This window comes from Brevundimonas diminuta, assembly GCF_050310045.1.
GTDB lineage: Bacteria > Pseudomonadota > Alphaproteobacteria > Caulobacterales > Caulobacteraceae > Brevundimonas > Brevundimonas diminuta_F.
Window position 1 is genome coordinate 467,860 of sequence record NZ_CP190005.1, and the last position, 19,782, is coordinate 487,641.

Below are 19,782 nucleotides of genomic sequence, written 5' to 3' on the forward strand. Positions count from 1 at the left end.
GGAAATATCGGAACCGGCGTCATATAGGGATTTTGCGCCGAACGCATCACCCGGCGGCGGCCTCACTGCGGCTGAATAATCCCATCGCGCCAGACCCCAGTGAGGATACGAACATCAAGGGGGTGGCCAGATTCGATGAACACAGGCTTTAGAACTGTATCGAATGAAACTTCAGCCGCTCGATCGGCTGTGGGATGAACTTGTGCGAACAGAAGGTAGTGTCCTGAAGGCGTTGCGGGAAAGGTGAACTCTCCCTCTGGTCCACAGGTTGTCTCACGTATGTAATTGGCTGATTCTGGCTCAGGCCAAGACCATCTTGTCGCGGTGTCTATGTAGTTGTCGTGATAATCTCCTTGGGTCTTTATTAGGAGGCTGTACTCTCGTGCCATCAAGTCTCTCATGTGTGTTGTGTCAGGAATCAATCTGACTAAGAGATTGGCGCAATGAAGTGTTTGGGTGGGAATATTTTCAATAACTCCATTTCTGCGTTGGTAATTGGTGGTTACTGCTAGTCGTCCAATAACAGTCGCGCCGGACGCTAGGGCCCAATCGTGCGCCCTAGCGTCGAAGGCGTTGCGGCGTTCGAACTCACGCTGCTCATGGAGTTGGTGGACAGCGGCGAGCGTCAGGCATCCGGAAAGCGGCAGAGCCGTCAGCAAGACCGCCAGAGATATGGAGAAGGCGCGTGACCTCATTCGGGCGCCATGAAGAAGCGTTGCTGCGGCGTCCATGAGCGGTGTGCTCCGGAGAGGGATTTGCGCTTTAGTCGTGTAGAGGACGCGGCGAGACGATCAGACCGTCTTCGTCCGCATAGAGCCATTCGCCGGGGGTGAAGATGACGCCGCCGAAGCTGGTGGGGATGTCGATCTCGCCGATGGCCTCGCGGTCGGCGCGCAGGGGGATGGTTCCCACGGCTTTGACGCCGACGTTCATGGTGTTGATGACGCCGCTGTCCCGGATGGCGCCATGGACGACGATCCCGGCCCACCCGTTGTCGATGGCCAGCCTGGCCAGATTGTCGCCGACCAGAGCCCGCTTCAGCGAGCCGCCGCCATTGACCACCAGAACCGCGCCGTGGCCGGGCCGCTCCAGCGTCTGACGGACAAGGGCGTTGTCATCCAGCACGCTGAGTGTGCGGACAGGGCCGTGGAAGGCTGCGATCTTGCCGAAGCTGCGGAAGGCGGTCTGGCAGACCTTCACCGTGTCAGGGTGGGCGTCGCACAGGTCGGCGGTGGCGAAGGTCATGGGGAGGCTCCGTTTCTTTGCGCCGAACTCTGCCTGCTCGTGAGGTGCGCCTCAACATCCGTCGGAATGAGTGGAAGGAAGCCCGGCATAAAAAAAGAGGCCCGCCCGAAGCAGGTCGGGCGGGCCGATCTCCGTCCGACCGGCCACGCGGGGTCGGTAGGCGGGTCGCGCAGCAGCGAACGGAGAAGCTCGAGCGGAGGTCTGGATCAGCCCTCCAGGTCCTGACCCTCGTCGGGTTCGGGGGCGCCCAGCATGTCGTCGGCGATCTTGGCGGTTGACTGGCGCACGGCCTTTTCGATCGAGGCGGCCATGTCGGGGTTGTTCTTGAGGAACTCCTTGGCGTTCTCGCGGCCCTGACCGATGCGGGTCGAGTCGTAGGAGAACCAGGAGCCGGATTTCTCGACGATGCCCGCCTTGACGCCCAGGTCGATGATCTCGCCGATCTTGGAGATGCCTTCGCCGTACATGATGTCGAAGATGACCTCGCGGAACGGCGGGGCGACCTTGTTCTTGACCACCTTGACGCGGGTGGTGTTGCCGACCACCTCGTCGCGGTTCTTGATCGCGCCGGTGCGGCGGATGTCCAGACGCACCGAGGCGTAGAACTTCAGCGCATTGCCGCCCGTCGTCGTTTCCGGCGAGCCGTACATGACGCCGATCTTGTGACGGATCTGATTGATGAACAGGACGATGCACTTCGACTTGGAGATGGAGGCCGTCAGCTTGCGCAGGGCCTGCGACATCAGGCGGGCCTGAAGGCCGGGCAGGCTGTCGCCCATCTCACCCTCGATCTCGGCGCGCGGGGTCAGCGCAGCGACCGAGTCGACCACCACGATGTCCACGGCGCCCGAGCGCACCAGGGTGTCGACGATTTCCAGCGCCTGTTCGCCCGTGTCGGGCTGCGACACCAGCAGGTCGTCCAGGTTCACGCCCAGCTTTTGCGCATAGACGGGGTCCAGCGCGTGTTCGGCGTCGACGAAGGCGGCCACGCCGCCCTTCTTCTGGACTTCGGCCACGGTGTGCAGGGCCAGGGTGGTCTTGCCCGAGGATTCGGGACCGAACACCTCGATCACCCGCCCGACCGGCAGGCCGCCGATGCCGAGCGCCATGTCGAGGCCCAGGGAGCCGGTCGAGACGCTCTCGATCTCGGCCACCTGTCCGGCCTTGCCCAGTTTCATGACCGAGCCCTTGCCGAAGGCGCGATCGATCTGCGCGATCGCCGCTTCCAGAGCGCGTTGCTTTTCGCCGTCTTCTTTACCCACGAGCTTCAGTGCCGCCTGTGACATTGGTTTTCTCTCCCTTGCCATGATTCCCATCTGACTTCGGGAGAGACCCGCCACGGACCCGCTCCCTGTTGAGACGGACTATGGACACGGTTTGTTCCTGTTCGCAAGATGTTCTCGTGAACTGAACGAGAACATTTGTTTTGGTGCGACCGGATGTGACGTGTGTCTGGCGCTGGGACAGCCTCAGGCGGCGTTGCTGCATCCGGTGGCGGTGCGGAACATCAGGATGATGGCTTCGTCCACCGGCAGGGCGTCCTCGACGGTGGCCTGGACGATGGAGCCGGACCACAGGGCGTGCATGGCGATGGACATCTGCAGCGGCGATATGATCGGCTTCAGACCGTGGTGGTCGATCAGCTTGGCGATTACCTGGGCGAACTGCTTGTGATAGTTGGTTTTCACCCGGTCGAAGTGTTCGGCGAAGCCGGGGTCGCGGCGGGCGTGCAGGTGCAGTTCGATGGCCAGAAGCGACAGGACAGGCCGCTGGGCCAGTTCGGCCAGACGCCCGGCGATCGCGCGCAGGCTGTCCTCCAGCGAACGGTCGCTGTGCTGATCGACGACGCCGTCCAGCACAGCGATGATCTCGGCCATATATCCCTCCATCAGGGCCAGCAGAAGCTCGTCCTTGGAGGCGAAGTTGGAATAGAAGGCGCCTTGAGAGAAACCGGCGCGTTCGCAGACGCCGCGGATCGAGGCCGCCGCCACGCCGCCTTCGGCGACGATGTGAAAGGCGGCCTCCAGCAACCGGGCGCGGGTGTCCTGTTGCATTTCGCGGCGTGAACGCCGTTTGTGCTCTCCCGGCCCGGTCGTCATGGCTATCCGTCTATTCCTTGGCGCGCTTGGCGCGCAGGCTGCCCTTCAGGTCGTCATACCAGTCCTGCGCCGTCTTCAGGGCCTGGGCGCCCTTGCCGAACAGACCGGTCAGTTCGTCATCGAACCTCGCCTTCAGCGTGGCTTCCTGCTCGGGGATCGGCGGCAGGATATGGGCGAAATAGGTCTTGTCCAGCAGGCGATGCAACAGGCGCTCGCCGGGGAAGGGCTCGTTGTTGCTGAGGGCGCGGGCCGCCTTCAGCATGGTGCGCAGGTCGTATTGCGTCGGCGCGATGTCCGGAACCTGCTTGGGAAGGCCCAGCAGGGTGTAGACGGCGACCCGGGCGGTGCGGACCGAGCTTTCCATCGTGAAGACCACGTCGTTGCGCGTTTCCACGAACTGACCCACCAGCGCCAGGTTGGTGCAGCCCTCGGGTACGACCTCCGGCCGGTCCCCGGCGGCGCGCGGCATGAACTGGGCGGTGATGTAGGGCATCAGCGCCGTGCGCACCTTGGTGTTGGCGACGACCTCGTCCAGCTGATCGACGATGCCGAGATGATAGCAGAGCTCGGCCAGGATCTCGCGTCCGGTGCAGGCGGGCATCGGCTTCTTCACATAGTCGCCGTCCTTGTCCATCAGCAGGGCGTAGACCCACAGCACCAGCACGTCCTTGGGCTGGTCGGGGAAGTGCGGCTGGCGGTTGGCGGTGAAGCTCAGCACCCAGCTGGAGTCGGTGAAGGTGATCACCCCGCCGGTCACGGTGCGGCCGGAATAGGGGTCGTTGACGGACAGTTCATTCAGCTTCTCGACCAGGGGCGAGGCCTTGCACGTCAGGGTCGCGGATTCCCAGATCGACCTGTCGACATCGCCATAGAATTTCTCGGGCTTGCCGAAGATGGGCGACTTCTTCGCCAGATTGCGCCACAGGGCCCAGTCGCTGTCCTCGCCGGGGGTCAGCGTGCTGCGGTCCAGTTCTGGAACCGTGTCCATGTCGCCGTAGACCGTGCCTTCGGTCATCGACCCGGTCAGGGCGAAGACGAGGTCGCGCGGGTCGACCGGTATGACGTCCTCCTTGCCGTCCGTCCTGCAACGGATGGCGGCGACGGTGCGCTTGCCGTCTTCCTCGGTCATGTCCAGGTCGTGGACGCGGGTGTTGAACCGCACCTTCACGCCCTGTTCGCGCAACATGCGGATCAGCGGCTTAACGAAGCTGTCGAACTGGTTGTATTTCGGGAAGACCAGGGCGGACATGTCGTTCAGACCGTCCAGGGCGTCGAGGAAGCGGTGCATGTACAGCTTCATTTCCAGCGCGCTGTGCCAGTTCTCGAAGGCGAACATGGAGCGCCAGAAGAACCAGAAATTGCTCTGCAGGAAGCCTTCGCTGAAGTAGTCCTCGATGGTTACGTCATCGAGATCTTCCTTGCGCATCATCAGCAGCTTGAAGGTTTCCCACTGCTGGGGCTTGGTCAGGCCGAGGGTGGAGAAGTCCCTGATCTGGCCCTGCCTGTGCATCAGGCGGGCCTTGGAATAGTTGGGATCGGCGTCGTTCACCAGACGATATTCGTCCAGCACGCTGTAGCCCTCGGGCAGTTCCAGCGCGGGCACGTCCTGGAACATGTCCCAGAAGTTGTCGTAGTTCCAGTTCATCTCGCGGCCGCCGCGGACGATGTAGCCGTCCTGCGCGTTTCCGGCGCCGTCCAGCGAGCCGCCCTCGATGTCCAGGCTCTCGATGATCGTGATGTTTTCGGCCGGCATCCGACCGTCGCGGATCAGATAGAAGGCCGCCGCCAGCCCGGCGATGCCGCTGCCGATCACATAGGCCTTGCGCTCTTCGATCCCGTCGGTCGCCAGAGGTTTGTTGCGCACATAGGCGCCGACCATGTCGGGCGGAGGGACGGTGTTGTCCGTCGTATTGCTCCAGTACTCGCGGGCGGCGTCCGGCTGCGGCTCCAGCGTCACGATGTTGTCGGCGAAGGGGGCTTTACTCACGGCGATTCCTTTCCTGCCTGAATGGCCTCATGTGGAACGATGTTCACTCTAGGTGCGGCGAACGTGAGATGTCAAGCGACATCCAAATATCATATGATATTTCATTATGCCGCAGCACCGCTTCCAGAAGACGGCGAGGTCAATGAATCCGCTCTAAGTGATCCAACGGCCAAGCTCGCGCGTTAGGGAGTCATGACTGATTTTCAGACCGCCCCGCCCGCCGAACCGGCCAAGCCTGCCGTCCTGACCATCCGCAACGCCCGCATGGACGATGTGACGGAGATCAACGCCCTGGTGGCGCGGGTCTACAAGGATATGCCGCCCTATACGCCGGGGATGCTGCGCGGGCAGATCGCCGCCTATCCCGACGGCCAGTTCGTGGTCGAGTTCGAAGGCGAGATCGTCGGTTACGCCGCCAGCTTCCGCATCGACGAAAAGTCGGCCATGGGGCCGCACAGCTGGGACCAGATCACCGGCGGCGGCTATGCGGCGCGGCACGACCCGGCGGGCGACTGGCTATATGGGATGGAGGTCTGCGTCGACCCGACGCGGCGGCGCCTGCGCATCGGCCAGCGCCTGTACGACGCGCGCCGCGACCTGTGCGAGGCGCAGAACCTGAAGGGCGTGGTGTTCGGCGGACGGATGCCGGGGCTGGCGCGCAGGCGCTCAGCCTATTCTGACCCGAACGCCTATGTCGAGGCGGTGCGCGACCGCAAGGTGAAGGACCCGATCATGGCCTTTCACCAGCGTTCGGGGTTCGAGCCGGCGGGGGTGCTGCTGAACTATCTGCCATCGGACAAGGCGTCGCTGGGCCATGCGGCGCGCTGGGTCTGGCGCAACCCCTACTATGTCGAGGCGACGGGTAAAGGGGCGGCCTTTGCGGTCAAGGAGACGGTGCGTGTCGCCACCGTCCAGTTGCAGATGCGCAAGGTCGAGAGCTTCGGCGAGTTCATGGACAACGTCGAATATTTCGTCGACGTGGTGTCGGACTATCGCGCCGACTTCGTGGTCTTCCCTGAGCTGTTCACGCTTCAGCTCCTGTCGCTGGAGACGAAGAAGCTGACCCCGGCGGAATCGATCGAGGCGCTGACCCGCTATACGCCGCGCTTCGTCGAGGCGATGCGGGAACTGGCGGTCGGCTACAACGTCAACATCATCGGCGGCTCCCACCCGACGCGGACCGAGGACGGCGAGATCCAGAATGTCGCCTATGTCTTCCTGCGCGACGGTTCGGTGCATGAGCAGGAGAAGATCCACCCGACGCCGAACGAGCGCCACTGGTGGAACATCAAGGGCGGCGACCGCGTCCACGCCATCCCGACCGACTGCGGGCCGATCGGGGTGATGATCTGCTACGATTCCGAGTTCCCCGAACTGGCGCGGCGTCTGGCGGACGAGGGCGCGCGCATCCTGTTCACGCCCTTCTGCACCGACAACCGGCAGGGGTATCTGCGGGTGCGCTATTGCTCGCAGGCGCGGGCCATCGAGAACCAGTGCTACGTCGTCCTGTCGGGCAATGTCGGCAACCTGCCCAACGTCGAGAACATGGACATCCAGTATGCGCAGTCGTGCATCCTGACGCCGTGCGACTTCCCCTTCGCGCGCGACGGGGTGGCGGCCGAGGCCAGCGAGAATGTCGAGACGGTGACGGTGGCGGACCTGGACCTGTCCGACCTGGCCTGGGCCAAGGCGCAGGGGACGGTGCGGAACCTGCGCGACCGCCGGTTCGATCTCTACAAGACGGTGTGGACGGACGGGGGGTGACCTTACCTCCGCTCATCCCGGCGGACGCCGGAATCCAGTCAGAGCGCGCGCACGAGGCCTTGTTGTTCATGCCGCGCGTTTGGGGCCAAAGCACTGGGCCCCGGCGTCCGCCGGGGTGAGCGGGATTTGTGACCTGCCTTCTACTTCGGCCGCTTCGCCGGGCTGTCGCGAAACCGGGGCGCCGGCGCGGGCTGCACCACGCCCTGCGCGGTGACGAAGGCCTCGCGCGCCCGGTTGTGCGGGTGGTCGGGGGCCTCGGTCATGGACAGGACGGGGGCCACGCAGGCGGCTTGGGCGTCGGGATCACTGCACCAGTCGTCGCGGGTGCGGGTGCGGAAGACGGCGGCCAGTTTGTCCTTCAGCCTCGGCCATTGGTCTGGGTCGAAAGGCATGGCGAAGTCGGGATCGTTCCCCAGTCCCGTCAGCCGCATCAGCGCGATGTAGAAGGCCGGTTCGATGGCGCCGACGGCGACGTATTTGCCGTCCTGCGTCTCATAGACCTCGTAAAACGGTGCGCCGGTGTCGAGCAGGTTGACTCCGCGCTCGTCGCGCCACGCCAGACTGGGCGGCAGGGGCGCGGGCAGGTTCTGGCGGAAGCCCCAGATCATGCTCATCAGCAGGGAGGAGCCGTCGGTCATGGCGCAGTCGATGACGTCGCCGCGCCCGGTGCGCTGGGCCTTCAGCAGGCCCGCGACCATGCCGAAGGCCAGCAGCATGCCGCCGCCGCCGAAGTCGCCGACCATGTTGATCGGCGGGGTCGGCTTCTCGCCCGCCCGGCCGAAGGCGTGCAGGGCGCCCGAGACGGCGATGTAGTCGATGTCGTGGCCGGGCGCAGGGGCCAGCGGCCCGTCCTGGCCCCAGCCGGTCATGCGGCCGTAGACCAGGCGCGGATTGTCGGCCAGCAGCGTGTCGGGGCCGAGGCCGAGACGCTCCATCACGCCGGGGCGGAAGCCTTCGATCAGGCCGTCGGCGGTGAGCGCGAGGTCGCGGATCAGCGCGGCGCCCTCCGGCGTCTTCAGGTCGGCTTCGACCAGACAGGCGCGGCTGCGGTTCAGGGGATCGCGCAGGTCGGGCGCTGCGCCCGGGCGGTGGACCAGCACCACCTCAGCCCCATGATCGGCCAGCATCATGCCGCAGAAGGGGGCAGGGCCGATGCCGCCGATTTCGATGATGGTCAGGCCGTCGAGAGTTCCGCTCATGTCCGCCACTGAAGCCGAGGCGGGCGGCCCCGTCCAGCTTACGCTGTCCGGGACCGCCTCTTCGGGGGGAGTTTGTCGGAAGCTGTTTTCGAGGTGGAAGCGGGCAGGAACTCTCTCTTCCGTCATCCCCGGCCTTGTGCCGGGGACCCATAACCTCGACGTCAGCCGGACATGGCGTTGAGCCTCGCTCTCATAAGGGCCCGTTTATGGATTCTCGGGACAAGCCCGAGAATGACGGAGAGAAGAAGCGGAGCGGGAAGGGACTTACGCCGCCCGGTTCTTCACCAGATCATCCACGACCGACGGATCGGCCAGCGTCGAAGTGTCGCCCAGCGCGCCCAGTTCGTTCTCGGCGATCTTGCGCAGGATGCGCCGCATGATCTTGCCCGAGCGGGTCTTGGGCAGGCCCGGCGCCCACTGGATCACGTCGGGCGCGGCGATGGGGCCGATCTCCTCGCGGACCTGGGCGACCAAGGCCTTGCGCAGGTCTTCTGTGGCCTCGACCCCCTTGTTCAGGGTGACATAGGCGTAGATGCCCTGACCTTTGATGTCGTGAGGGAAGCCGACGACGGCGGCCTCGGCCACGTCATCGTGCAGGACCAGGGCGCTCTCGACCTCGGCCGTGCCCATGCGGTGGCCCGAGACGTTGATGACGTCATCGACCCGCCCGGTGATCCAGTAGTAGCCGTCCTCGTCGCGGCGGCAGCCGTCGCCGGTGAAATACTTGCCCGGATAGGTCGAGAAATAGGTCTCGAAGAAGCGCTGGTCGTCGCCATAGACGGTGCGCATCTGGCCCGGCCAGCTGTCGGTGATGCACAGATTGCCCTCGGTCGCGCCGTTCAGCACGCCGCCCTCGGCATCCACGATTTCAAGCTCGACGCCGGGCAGGGGCTTCGTCGCCGAGCCCGGCTTCAGGTCCGTGGCGCCGGGCAGGGGCGAGATCAGGGCGCCGCCCGTCTCGGTCTGCCACCAGGTGTCGACGATGGGCAGGCGACCTTCGCCGACGACCTCGTGATACCAGCGCCAGGCCTCGGGGTTGATCGGCTCGCCGACGGTGCCCAGCAGGCGCAGGGACTTGCGGCTGGAGGCCTTCACCGGGGCGTCGCCTTCGCGCATCAGGGCGCGCAGGGCCGTGGGGGCGGTGTAGAAGATCTCAACCTGATGCTTGTCTATGACTTCCCAGAAGCGGCTGACGGTCGGATAGTTGGGCACGCCCTCGAACATCAGGCTGGTCGCCGCATTGGCCAGGGCGCCGTAGACGACATAGGTGTGGCCCGTGACCCAGCCCACGTCGGCGGTGCACCAGAAGACCTCGCCGGGACGGTAATCGAACACCAGCTCATGCGTATAGCTGGCCCAGAACAGATAGCCGCCGGTGGTGTGCAGCACGCCCTTGGGCTTTCCGGTCGAGCCGGAGGTGTAGAGGATGAACAGCGGGTCTTCGGCCTTCATCGGCTCGGGCGCGCAGTCGGGCGAGGCCTTGGCCGTCTCGACTTCCCAGTCCAGATCGCGGCCCTCGACGAAGGGCACGTCGGCGCCGGTGTGGCGCAGGACGACGACGGTCTTCACGCCCGCGACCTTTTCCAGCGCCTTGTCGACATTGGCCTTTAGCGGGACGCGTTTGCCCGCCCGGCAGCCCTCGTCGGCGGTGATGACGAAGGTGGATTCGCAGTCCTCGATCCGCCCGGCGATGCTGTCGGGCGAGAAGCCGCCGAAGATGACCGAATGCACCGCGCCGATGCGGGCGCAGGCCAGCATGGCGTAGGCCGCTTCGGGGATCATCGGCAGATAGATGGTGACGCGGTCGCCCTTCTGGACGCCGTTCGCCTTCAGTACGTTCGCCAGGCGGCAGACGCGTTCATGAAGCTGGCCGAAGGTAACGGCTTCGCTGTCGGTCGGTTCGTCGCCTTCCCACAGGATGGCGACCTCATCCTTGCGGGCGGGCAGGTGGCGGTCGATGCAGTTGACCGAGACGTTCAGCACCCCGTCCTCGAACCAGCGGATGCGGAAGTCGGCCTTGTTGAAGGAGACGTCCTTGATCTTGGTCGGGAAGGTCATCCAGTCGAGACGCCGGGCCTGTTCGGCCCAGAAGGCGTCCGGGGTCTCACGCGCCTGAATCCGGGCCGCTTCATAGCCGTCGCGGTCCATGTGGGCGCGGGCGGCCAGTTCGGCGGGGACGGGATAGATTTCCGGATCAGACACGCGATTTTCCTCCAGGGTCTTTTATTTGTTCGGCCTTAGAAGCCGTATTTCACGAACAGGATCAGACGGGTCATGTCGCCGTCCAGTCCTGACTCGAGTTTGCGATCAGCGAACATCACCTCGGCGCCGACATCAAAGGCCGCAACCGGCGACCAGATCAGATTGGCGTGAAGGCTCTGGGCCGAGCGGTTGGCGGCCGCGCCGGTCAGGGCGACATCGTTGTCGACCTTCTGCGTGGACCAGATCAGGCTGGAGCGCCAGCCCGGCGCCCAGACGTGGCGATAGGCGGCGAAGCCTGCGATCACGCCGATGGCCTCCAGCTCGCCCGAGGCGTCCAGCACAGCGTCATTGGAGAAGTTCAGCCCGACATAGCGACCGATGCCTTCGCCGCCGGTCAACATCAGGCGGATGTCGTCCTGCGCCCCCACCTTGAACAGCGCCGAGGCCGACAGGCCCCAGCCGGTGGCGGTGGAATCCACGTTGGTCGCCGGGTCCTGATACTTCAGCTGGCGCAGCAGGCCGGACAGTTGCACCGCGCCCCACGGACGGCTGATCCCATAGCGGGCGGTCAGGTCGGGCAGGCTGTTGTCGTCGGCGATGATGCGGGCGCCGCCGCCGAAGGGGGTGACGGTGGTCTCAGGGTTCTCCAGCGCGATGGAGAAGGGACCGCGCGTATAGCGGACCTGGGCCTGACGGGCGAAGACCGTGCCCTCGGCCGCGCCGACGAAGTCCGCCGATTCCGGCAGGACGGCGGTGTTCTGGAAGTTGGTCCACTCCTGACCGATCAGCCAGTTGTCGATGGTGACGAAGGCGCGGCGCAGGGCGGGGTTGGAGCCGCTGGTCGTGCGCTGGTCGCCCGATCCGGGCAGGGTCTGGAAGTCCATCTCCAGCCGCGTGCCGATCTTGTGGCCGCTGACCACGCCGTCGGTGGTCAGCCAGAAGCGGGTCTGGCGGGCGTTGAAGTCGGTCGCGACATCCTCGCTGTCGCCGCCGACAGGGATGGCGCCGGGCAGGTGATAGTCGCGCAAGGGGTCGCCGTTGGCCGGGTCGCCGCCGGAATATTTCGACGCCATGAAGTCGGTCTTGATGAAGCCGCCGAACTTCACCGTGTGGTCGCCGATGCGGAAGCCTTCTTCACGTGGGGCGTCGGAAACGGGCGTTGGCGCCAGCGCCGGGAGGGGCGCGGGGCGGGCTTCGAGGCGGACGATGTCCTGCGCCATTACCTGATTTTGCGAGGCCTGCTGCGTTCGGGCGGCGGCGACTTCGGACTTCAGGCTGTTCAGCTCGGCTTCGAGCTGGGCGATACGGGCTTCCAGCGCGGCGCTGGCGTCCTGAGCCAGTGCAGCGCCGGGGACAAGCAGCAACGCGGCCGCAGCCACGCCGCCGAACAAACGGCAGCTTCCCATGCGTGGTCCTCCCAGACCGTTGTTCCGAGCCTGTCTGTCGCAGGCTTCAGGACGCCAGCATTCCGCTTGGTCAGGGTTTGCGGCCATTAGCCATTCGTCTAGTTTCGACCAAAGTCGAGGCGCGGCATGGTGTCGTCGCGACGCGGCCGACGAACAAGAACCGCGCGTGGGAAGGACCCTCATGGATCGCATCGTCGTCGCCGACGACCACCCCCTGTTTCGCGCGGCGTTGAAGTCGGCCGTCGAAAAGGCGTCCGAAGGCGCGCAGATCGTCGAATGCGCCAGTCTGGCCGAGGCGCAGGTCGCCCTGTCCGAGGGTGCGGTCGATCTGCTGCTTCTGGACCTGAAGCTGTCGGACGTGGACGGTATGACGGGCCTGACCCTGATCCGCGCCGATCATCCAGCGGTGCCGGTCGCTGTCGTTTCCGCCAGTGAAGAGGCGCCGACCATCCGCCGCGTGCTGTCGCTGGGGGCGGCGGGCTTCATCCCCAAATCGGCCGCCCTGCCTGAAATGGTCGAGGCCATACGGGCCATCCTGGACGGAGAGACATGGGCGCCGGAGGTCGAGGCGGCGGGCGAGGAAGAGGCCGATCTTCAGGCCCGCATCGCCAGCCTGACGCCGTCGCAACTGCGGATTCTGGAGGGGCTGAAGGTCGGGCGTCTGAACAAGCAGATCGCCTTCGACCTGGGCGTCACCGAGGCCACCATCAAGGCGCACCTGACCAGCGTCTTCCGCAAGCTGGGCGTCCAGAACCGGACCCAGGCGGTGATCCTGGCGCAGTCGCTGGACCTCTGAATCCTTCTTTCACAAGGAGAGAAGGACGCTAGCTTCGGCTCTTGACGGCCACGGCTTTCAGACCCGCCAGCATCCGGTCCGTCGCCGGGTTGCGCTCGCAGCCGCCGTTCAGGATCAGCCGCAGCGCCTGAACGTGAACCTCGACCGACGGCCAGTCCCAGGCGTCGGCGACGGCCATGCGGTCGGCGACGTCCGCCAGACTGTAGCCCGCGTCGAACAGCGGCCCGGTGTCGAAGAACCCCGCCAGATCCAGCACCCGCGACGCCAGTCGATAGACCTCGGCAGACGCACCACCCGGCCGCGCCGCGCACAGCCCTTCCAGTGCGGCGATGGCGGTCTCGATCTCGGCCATCACCTCGCCCTTGTGACGGACCAGCCGCTCCTTCGCGCGGCGCTCGACATCGACCAGCGTCCGGCCGCCGGGCTGAGCCATCTGCCGGGCCAGAGCCGTCGTGATCTTTTCGATCTTCGGCCCTTCGGTCACAGCGACACCCTCTGCGGCTTCAACAGCATGTCGATGTCCGACTGATCCATATTCTCTTCGACGGCGTGGCCGACATGGGCCGACAGGTCGCCCTTGCGGCGCCCGGGCATGCCCACCGGCGGACCGAAATTGCGCACCCGCCGATCAGGGCCGACATAGGTTTCACACTCGACGAACTCACGCTCATCCGCGCCCAGCCACAGGATGCGCTTCAGCAGCACCGCAGGCGTCAGGGGCTTGGTGATGACGAAGCTGACGCCGCAGTTGCGCCCCTCCTGCACCTTGGCCTGAGAGGCATGGCCCGTCAGCAGGATCACCGGCGTGTGGCGCATGGGCGCGGGCGTCTCGCGACGCAGCCAGCGGGTGAAGGCGTAGCCGTCCATCTCGGGGTCGGCGCAGTCGATGACGATCAGGTCGACCGGACGCTGTTGCAGCACCTTCACCGCCTCGACGGCCGAGGGGCATTTGATCTGCTCGCGCACGCCGAAGCCCTGAAAGATCGAACCCAGCATGTCGAGCGCCTGCGGCGTGTCGTCCACCAGCAGGACTGTCGACTGCTCCAGATTGATGCGGTCTTCGGTCATGGTCAGAACAGGTGCAGTTCACCCGCCGCCCGGGCGGGTTCGTCGTCGTCCGCATCCACAGCGGGGCGTCGGGCGCGATGAGCCGTTTCCTGCATCCGCTCGGCCATCTCAGCCAGCGGCAGGGCGGCCAGGGCGGTATCCATCGGCTGATCCTCTGCCACGGCTCGCGCCAGACCCGACAGCGCCTCGACTCGTTGGGTCAGGACGTCGAACGTCTGGCTGCGCGTCAGATAGCCCAGCCGCGTCGCGGGCGGCAGTTGGCGCAGGACTTCGGACACCAGCCCGCCCGTCGCCTCGATCTCGGCGCGGATGTCCGCCAGTTCCGCCGCCATGGCGGTCAGCAGGTCGCGATGGTCTGTCTCGGCCATATCAGAACAGCTCCAGATCCCCGGCGCTGGCCAGAGGCGGCGTGCGCGGCGTCGAGGACGGCAGGGCCGCCTGATCGGTCACCGCGCGTTGCCGCGCCCGGCCGCTTACCGGCCAATAATGAAGTCGACGCCCTCCGGCGCCTCTCAGACTGCCGCCGACGACGGGGATGCCCTCATCGGCCATGAAACGCTCGGCGAAGGCGGCGTTGGCCGCGCCGATGTCGGTCAGGGCGTCGAACATACGCCCCCCGCCGAACAGCTTGGCCTCCAGCCGCTCGCGCCGACCGCCCGCCTTCAACACGTCGTTGATGAGCACTTCCATCAGATAGGCCCCATACCGGCGGCTGGCCCCAGCGTCCGCCCCCGCGCCTTCGGGCAGCAGGAAGTGGTTCATCCCGCCAACCCCCGCCGCCGGATCCCGCAGGCACAGGGCCACGCAGCTGCCCAGCACAGTCGTCAGCACGACGTCGGGATCGGACGACACATAGTGATCGCCCTGCCCCACGTGCACGCGCCGCTCGACCGGCTGCTGAGCGGCCGCGCCGGTCACGTCAGCGGGCCGAAGACCGCTTCCAGCTTCTCTTTCAGCTGGGCGGTGGTGAAGGGTTTGACCAGATAGTTGTTCACGCCGAACTGCACGGCGCGCTGGACCAATTCGCGGTCGGCCCGGCCGGTCAGCATGATGAAGGCGGTCTTTGAGATCGGCGGGTGCGCCCGGATGGCGCGCAGCAGGCTGAGACCGTCCAGGTTCGGCATGTTGAAGTCCGAAATCACCAGATGCACCGGCTGGACCAGCAGCGACCGCAGGGCTGCCTCGCCGTCGGGCGCCTCTTCGATCTCGCGCACGCCGATCTGTTGCAGACTGGCGCGGATCAGTGAGCGCATCGTCAGCTGGTCATCGACGACAAGGGTGCGGATGGCGGAAGCGGCGGGCATGGACGTCCTTACGCGACAGAGGAAGAGGCGGCCGCGCGCGTGGCGCAGCTTTCAAGAATGGCCGGGGCCATACGGGACAGGGGCAGCTGGCGCTCGACAGCGCCCAGTTCAAAGGCGGCGCGCGGCATGCCGTAGACGACGCAGGACGCCTCGTCCTGGCCCAGGGTGCGGGCGCCCGCCTGACGCATGGCCAGCAGCCCCTTGGCTCCGTCCTTGCCCATGCCGGTCAGGATGACGCCCGTCATCGGGCGGCCCAGTTGGGCGACCGAACCGAACAGCACATCGACCGACGGCCGATGCCCGTTGACCGGGGCGGCGGCGATCAGACGGCAGCGCGCGCCCGAAACCGCCAGATGCGTCTCGCCGCCCGGCGCCAGATAGATATGTCCCGGCTTCAGCGGCGCGCCATCCTCGGCCTCGGTGACCGTAGCGGCCGACGCCTTGTTCAGACGGGCGGCGAAACTGCGGGTGAAGCTGGCGGGCATGTGCTGGGTGATGACCGTCGCCGGGCAGTCGGCAGGGAAGGCCGACAGAATGGTCAGCAGGGCCTCGACCCCGCCGGTCGACGACCCGATCGCCAGCACATGATCGGGATTAGCGTGATAGGCGCCCTCATGCCCCTTGACCGTGCGTGTTTCCAGCGGGCGCACGCGCGAGCGTGCCGCCACCTTCACCTTTTCGGCCAGATCGGCGAAGGCCTCGGCGGCGGGCACGCCCGGCGCGGGCTTGGCCACGGCGTCGACGGCCCCGACCTCCAGCGCCGTCAGGGTCACGTCGGTCCCCGCCTGCGTCAGGGTCGAGACCATGACCACCGGCATGGGCCGCAGCCGCATGATCTTCTCGAGGAACTCCAGCCCGTTCATATTGGGCATCTCGACATCCAGCGTGATGACGTCGGGGTTCAGTTCCTTGATCTTGGCGCGCGCCTCCAGCGGATCGGCGGCCGTGCCGACCACATTGATCTCAGGATCGCGGCGCAGGACGGCGCTGATCAGGCTGCGCATGGTGGCGCTGTCGTCCACCACCAGGACGGAGACGGCGCTCATGCCCCGCCCTCCTTGACGTAGGTGGTCAGGCCCGCAGGCTGCAGCACCTTCGCCGCCGGTCCCGTCACCCGCTCGGAATGACCGATGTAGAGAACGCCGCCGGGCGTCATGATCGGGGCGAAGCGGCTCCATACCCGTTCCTGGGTGGCGTCGTCGAAATAGATGACCACGTTGCGGCAGAAGATGACGTCGAATCGCCCGCGCATCGGCCAGTCGCCGATCAGGTTCAACTCCTTGAACGTCACCAGACGGCGCAGCGCCGCATCGGCGCTGAACCGGCCGGGTGCGCCCGCAACCGGCTCGAAATGCCTGCGCGACGCCGCCGGGACCGGGGCGAGCAGGTCTTCGGAATAAACGCCAGCCGCGCCCTCAGCGACCATATTGGGGTCGATGTCGGTGGCCAGGATGCGCACATCCAGTTCCGCCGCCTCAGGCAGGACGTCCAGCACCGTCAGGGCCATTGAATACGGCTCCTGCCCGTTCGAGCAGGCCGCCGACCACAGGCGCACGCGTCCACCCGCCCGCGCCCGCGCGGCCAGTTCCGGCATGACCTTGTCGCGCAGGTGATCGAAGTGGTGCGGCTCGCGATAGAAGCGGGTGACGTTGGTGGTCAGGGCCGCCATCATCGCCTGACGCTCGTCCACGCCCTCCGCCCCGTCGATCAGGGCGCAGTAGTCGCGGAAGCTGCGCAGGCCCAGCAGGCGCAGGCGCTTGGCCAGGCGCGAATAGACCAGCGCCGCCTTGCCTTCGCTGAGGGCGATGCCTGCGTGGGCGTGCAGGGTCTGGGCGATGTGGCGGAAATCCTCGGCCGTGAAGACGAACTCGCCTTCGACCAGAGCTTCTCGCCCGGCGACGGTCGTCATGCGGCTTCGGCCTCGCTTTCCGGCAGAACGTGATCCAGATCGATCAGGCTGATCATGCGGCCGCCCTCGACGGCGAAGATGCCCTTGACGAAGGACTTCACCTGTTCGCTGGCCACGTCCGGCGTCGGCTGGATGGCGGCGTCCGACAGTTGCACGATGTCGGACACCGCATCGACCAGCAGGCCGACAAGGCGCGAGCCGACATGAGCCACCATGATGACGTGTCGCTCGGTCGGCTCGTTCGTGGCCAGACCAAAGCGCGCGCCGAGATCAATGATCGGCAGCACCACGCCGCGCAGGTTGATGACGCCCTTCATATAGGCGGGCGAGCGCGGCAGCGGCGTGGCCGGGGTCCAGCCGCGGATCTCGCGCACGCTCATGATGTCGACGCAGAATTCCTGTTCGCCGATGCGGAAGGCGATCAGTTCGCGATCGGTTCCGGTAACGTTTGGGGTCAGTGTTTGCTCAATGGTTGTCATGGTTTCAGCTCGCCATCTGCAGGTCGGAACGTGACGGGGATAGGGTGCGTTTTGCCGTAACAAGGGCGTCGATATCGAGGATCAGGGCCACGCGGCCGTCGCCCAGAATGGTGGCTGCGGCTACGCCCTCGACGTGGCGGTAGTTGGATTCCAGGCTCTTGATGACGACCTGACGCTGGCCGTGAATGGCGTCGACCAACAGGGCGGCGCGCTGGCGGCTTTCCGTCTCCACGATCATCACCACCCCGCCCTTCAGCGGCGTCGGGGCGTCGCGGAAGCCCATGACCTGCGCCACATCCACCAGCGGCACGAAGGCTTCGCGGAAGCGCAGCACGGGGTCGACGCCGCCGACGTAATGGATGTCGGCCTCGTTCGGCGTCAGGCTCTCGACGATGGCGGCCAGCGGCGCGACCAGCGTCTGTTCGGCGGTGCCCACCACCATGCCGTCCAGCACCGCCAGCGTCAGCGGCAGGCTGAGGGTGAAGGTCGAGCCCTTGCCCGGAATCGAGCTGATGGAGATACGCCCGCCCAGCGACTGGATCGAGCGACGCACGACGTCCATGCCGACGCCGCGCCCCGACAGGTCCGACACCTCGGTCGCGGTCGAGAAGCCGGGCAGGAAGATCAGGTTGTCGATCTCGTCGTCTGACAGCACCGCATCCTCGGCGATCAGGCCGCGCTCGACGGCGATGCCCTTCACGCGCGGACGGTTGATGCCCTTGCCGTCGTCGGAAATCTCGATAACGATCCGGCCCGAACGGTGCAGGGCCGCCAGGCGCACCGTGCCCTCGGCCGGCTTGCCCGCCGCCAGACGGTCTTCCGGGCTTTCCAGTCCGTGATCGATGGCGTTGCGCAGCATGTGGGTGATGGGATCGGACAGGCGTTCGATCACAGTCTTGTCGACCTCGGTGTCCTCGCCCGAGGTGACCAGTTTGACCTTCTTGCCGGTGGCCTCGGCCGCCTCGCGCACCAGGCGCGGCATCCGCTGGAACACCGATTTCACCGGCTGGGCGCGGATGGCCATGACGCTGTCCTGAATCTCGCGCGTCAGCAGTTCGAGATCTTCCAGACCCAGGCCGATGTCGGACGAACGGGCCAAGCCGCTTTCGGTCACGCGCTGGGCCAGCATGGCTTGCTGAATGACCAGTTCGCCGACCGCATTGATCAGGCGGTCCACGCGCTCCAGATCGACGCGGATGGTCACGGGCGCGGCGGCTGGGGGCGACGAAGCGGCAGGCGCCGCAGCGGTCGGCGCAGGCCCAGGCTTGACCGGCTGCGGCGGCGCGGCAGATTCAGGCGCAGGGGCGCTTACAGGCGCTGCGGCGACAGGGGCAGGCGCTTCCGTCGACGCGGCGCCGACCGAGGCCAGCAGGGCGGCGATATCCAGTTCCGACGACGCCGCGCGGGCTAGGGCCGAAGCGTCGCTGTCATCCTCGCCCGCCACGGCGGCGAGCGCGGCCTCGACCGGCGCCGCATCACCCAGCGGCGTGACGCTCAGGTCGCAGTCCATCTCCACGAAGTCGAAGACCTCGCGCACCGCGGCCTCGCTGGCGTCGCCGTCCAGTTCGATCGTCCAGATCAGATGGCTGTCGGTCGGCTCCAGCGCGTCCAGCAACGGCACGCCGCTGTCGTCCAATTGCACGCGCGTCGGACCCAGTCGGCCCAGTTCGCGCAGCAGAAGGCCGGTTTCATTGGCGCTGGCGTAGAGGCGCGGGTGGGGGCGGAAGACGACCCTCCACCCCTGCGATGCGCTCGGCGCCGACAGATCAGACAGCGGCGCCAGCGCGGCCAGATCAGGCAAGGGCGGCAGATCAGGCAGGTCCGGCAGCCCGGCCGGGGCCTCGAACGCCCCCAGGTCCATGGCCACCGGGGTGAAGCCGAAGTCGTCTTCTTCCAATTCAGCGGTCGCGACCGGAGCGGCGCCGCCGTGGGTCAGCATCTCCAGTTCGGCCACCAGACCGGCCGAGCGAGCCGGGTCGACAGCCGGGCCGGCGCCGCGCGCGGCGGCGACGTGGTCGGCCAGTACGTCGGCGGCGCGCAGAAGGGTCTTCACCGTCGGCTCGTCGCACGGTTTGCGGCCCGAGCGCAGTTCATCCATCAGCGTCTCGAAGACGTGGGCGAACCGCACAAGGTCTTCCAGCCCGAAGGCCCCGGCGCCGCCCTTGACCGAATGAACAGCCCGGAAAACGGCGTTGATGACCTCAATGTCCGTCGAGCCGGACTCAAGCGTCAGCAGATTGCTTTCCAGATCGGCGAGCAGTTCCTCGCACTCCTGAAAGAACGTCGCCTTGATCGCCTCGAACGGATCGTCGCTCATAGCCGAA

At 66.3% G+C, this 19,782-nt stretch carries 19 protein-coding genes; 2 read left to right on the top strand and 17 right to left on the bottom strand.

All coding sequences use genetic code 11. The features are described 5' to 3' along the window. Nucleotides 1–62: 62 nt before the first annotated feature. The 5 genes from ACORJG_RS02275 to ACORJG_RS02295 all read right to left on the bottom strand — a co-directional run bounded on the left by ACORJG_RS02275 (nt 63) and on the right by ACORJG_RS02295 (nt 5,331). A complete protein-coding gene (locus ACORJG_RS02275; protein WP_427791258.1) occupies nt 63–731 on the bottom strand; it encodes a hypothetical protein in 669 nt (222 codons plus the stop codon). Nucleotides 732–762: 31 nt separating this feature from the next. Further along, nucleotides 763–1,245, bottom strand: coding sequence for a ribonuclease E activity regulator RraA (gene rraA / locus ACORJG_RS02280; protein WP_427791260.1), 483 nt, complete (start codon nt 1,243–1,245; stop codon nt 763–765). Nucleotides 1,246–1,451: 206 nt separating this feature from the next. Then, nucleotides 1,452–2,531, bottom strand: coding sequence for a recombinase RecA (recA, locus tag ACORJG_RS02285; RefSeq protein ID WP_427791261.1), 1,080 nt, complete (start codon nt 2,529–2,531; stop codon nt 1,452–1,454). Between the two features lie 183 nt (nt 2,532–2,714). Continuing rightward, complete coding sequence (locus ACORJG_RS02290) at nt 2,715–3,344, bottom strand: TetR/AcrR family transcriptional regulator (RefSeq protein WP_427791263.1); 630 nt, start codon at nt 3,342–3,344, stop codon at nt 2,715–2,717. A 10-nt stretch (nt 3,345–3,354) separates the two neighbouring features. Beyond that, the gene (locus ACORJG_RS02295; RefSeq protein ID WP_427791265.1) at nt 3,355–5,331 is read right to left on the bottom strand and encodes an oleate hydratase; all 1,977 of its coding nucleotides are present in this window, start codon (nt 5,329–5,331) and stop codon (nt 3,355–3,357) included. 192 nt (nt 5,332–5,523) lie between these two features. Between ACORJG_RS02295 and ACORJG_RS02300 the strand changes: the two genes are divergently transcribed. Next, nucleotides 5,524–7,095, top strand: coding sequence for a GNAT family N-acetyltransferase (locus ACORJG_RS02300; protein WP_427791267.1), 1,572 nt, complete (start codon nt 5,524–5,526; stop codon nt 7,093–7,095). A 140-nt stretch (nt 7,096–7,235) separates the two neighbouring features. Here ACORJG_RS02300 and ACORJG_RS02305 read toward each other — a convergent pair whose 3' ends face one another. The 3 genes from ACORJG_RS02305 to ACORJG_RS02315 form a co-directional block, all read right to left on the bottom strand. Further along, nucleotides 7,236–8,294, bottom strand: a complete 1,059-nt coding sequence (locus ACORJG_RS02305; protein WP_427791269.1) for a CaiB/BaiF CoA transferase family protein — start codon at nt 8,292–8,294, stop codon at nt 7,236–7,238. A gap of 264 nt (nt 8,295–8,558) precedes the next feature. Further along, a complete protein-coding gene (acs, locus tag ACORJG_RS02310; RefSeq protein ID WP_427791271.1) occupies nt 8,559–10,496 on the bottom strand; it encodes an acetate--CoA ligase in 1,938 nt (645 codons plus the stop codon). A gap of 35 nt (nt 10,497–10,531) precedes the next feature. After that, entirely contained in the window at nt 10,532–11,902 is a 1,371-nt protein-coding gene (locus ACORJG_RS02315) for a DcaP family trimeric outer membrane transporter (protein WP_427791273.1), read from the bottom strand. A 181-nt stretch (nt 11,903–12,083) separates the two neighbouring features. Between ACORJG_RS02315 and ACORJG_RS02320 the strand changes: the two genes are divergently transcribed. Next, on the top strand, nt 12,084–12,698 hold the full coding sequence (locus ACORJG_RS02320; RefSeq protein WP_427791274.1) for a response regulator: 615 nt from the start codon (nt 12,084–12,086) through the stop codon (nt 12,696–12,698). 28 nt (nt 12,699–12,726) lie between these two features. On the opposite strand, the gene ACORJG_RS02325 is transcribed toward ACORJG_RS02320, so the two are convergent. Genes ACORJG_RS02325 through ACORJG_RS02365 form a run of 9 tightly spaced genes read right to left on the bottom strand, consistent with a single transcriptional unit; the run spans nt 12,727 to nt 19,775 of the window. After that, entirely contained in the window at nt 12,727–13,182 is a 456-nt protein-coding gene (locus tag ACORJG_RS02325) for a chemotaxis protein CheE (RefSeq protein WP_427791276.1), read from the bottom strand. Then, entirely contained in the window at nt 13,179–13,766 is a 588-nt protein-coding gene (locus ACORJG_RS02330; RefSeq protein WP_427791278.1) for a response regulator, read from the bottom strand. Before ACORJG_RS02330 ends, ACORJG_RS02325 begins: the two co-directional genes overlap by 4 nt. 2 nt (nt 13,767–13,768) lie before the next feature. Beyond that, entirely contained in the window at nt 13,769–14,134 is a 366-nt protein-coding gene (locus ACORJG_RS02335; RefSeq protein WP_427791280.1) for a hypothetical protein, read from the bottom strand. A gap of 1 nt (nt 14,135) precedes the next feature. After that, nucleotides 14,136–14,684, bottom strand: a complete 549-nt coding sequence (locus ACORJG_RS02340) for a chemotaxis protein CheD (protein WP_427791282.1) — start codon at nt 14,682–14,684, stop codon at nt 14,136–14,138. After that, a complete protein-coding gene (locus tag ACORJG_RS02345; protein WP_427791284.1) occupies nt 14,681–15,070 on the bottom strand; it encodes a response regulator in 390 nt (129 codons plus the stop codon). Before ACORJG_RS02345 ends, ACORJG_RS02340 begins: the two co-directional genes overlap by 4 nt. A gap of 8 nt (nt 15,071–15,078) precedes the next feature. Then, nucleotides 15,079–16,116, bottom strand: a complete 1,038-nt coding sequence (locus ACORJG_RS02350) for a protein-glutamate methylesterase/protein-glutamine glutaminase (RefSeq protein ID WP_427791285.1) — start codon at nt 16,114–16,116, stop codon at nt 15,079–15,081. Beyond that, on the bottom strand, nt 16,113–16,979 hold the full coding sequence (locus ACORJG_RS02355; RefSeq protein ID WP_427791287.1) for a CheR family methyltransferase: 867 nt from the start codon (nt 16,977–16,979) through the stop codon (nt 16,113–16,115). Before ACORJG_RS02355 ends, ACORJG_RS02350 begins: the two co-directional genes overlap by 4 nt. Beyond that, nucleotides 16,976–17,458, bottom strand: coding sequence for a chemotaxis protein CheW (locus tag ACORJG_RS02360; protein WP_427791289.1), 483 nt, complete (start codon nt 17,456–17,458; stop codon nt 16,976–16,978). The genes ACORJG_RS02355 and ACORJG_RS02360 overlap by 4 nt, the downstream gene beginning before the upstream one ends. A 4-nt stretch (nt 17,459–17,462) precedes the next feature. Continuing rightward, nucleotides 17,463–19,775: a chemotaxis protein CheA gene (locus tag ACORJG_RS02365; RefSeq protein WP_427791291.1), complete on the bottom strand. Its 2,313-nt coding sequence runs from the start codon at nt 19,773–19,775 to the stop codon at nt 17,463–17,465. Nucleotides 19,776–19,782 lie beyond the last annotated feature (7 nt).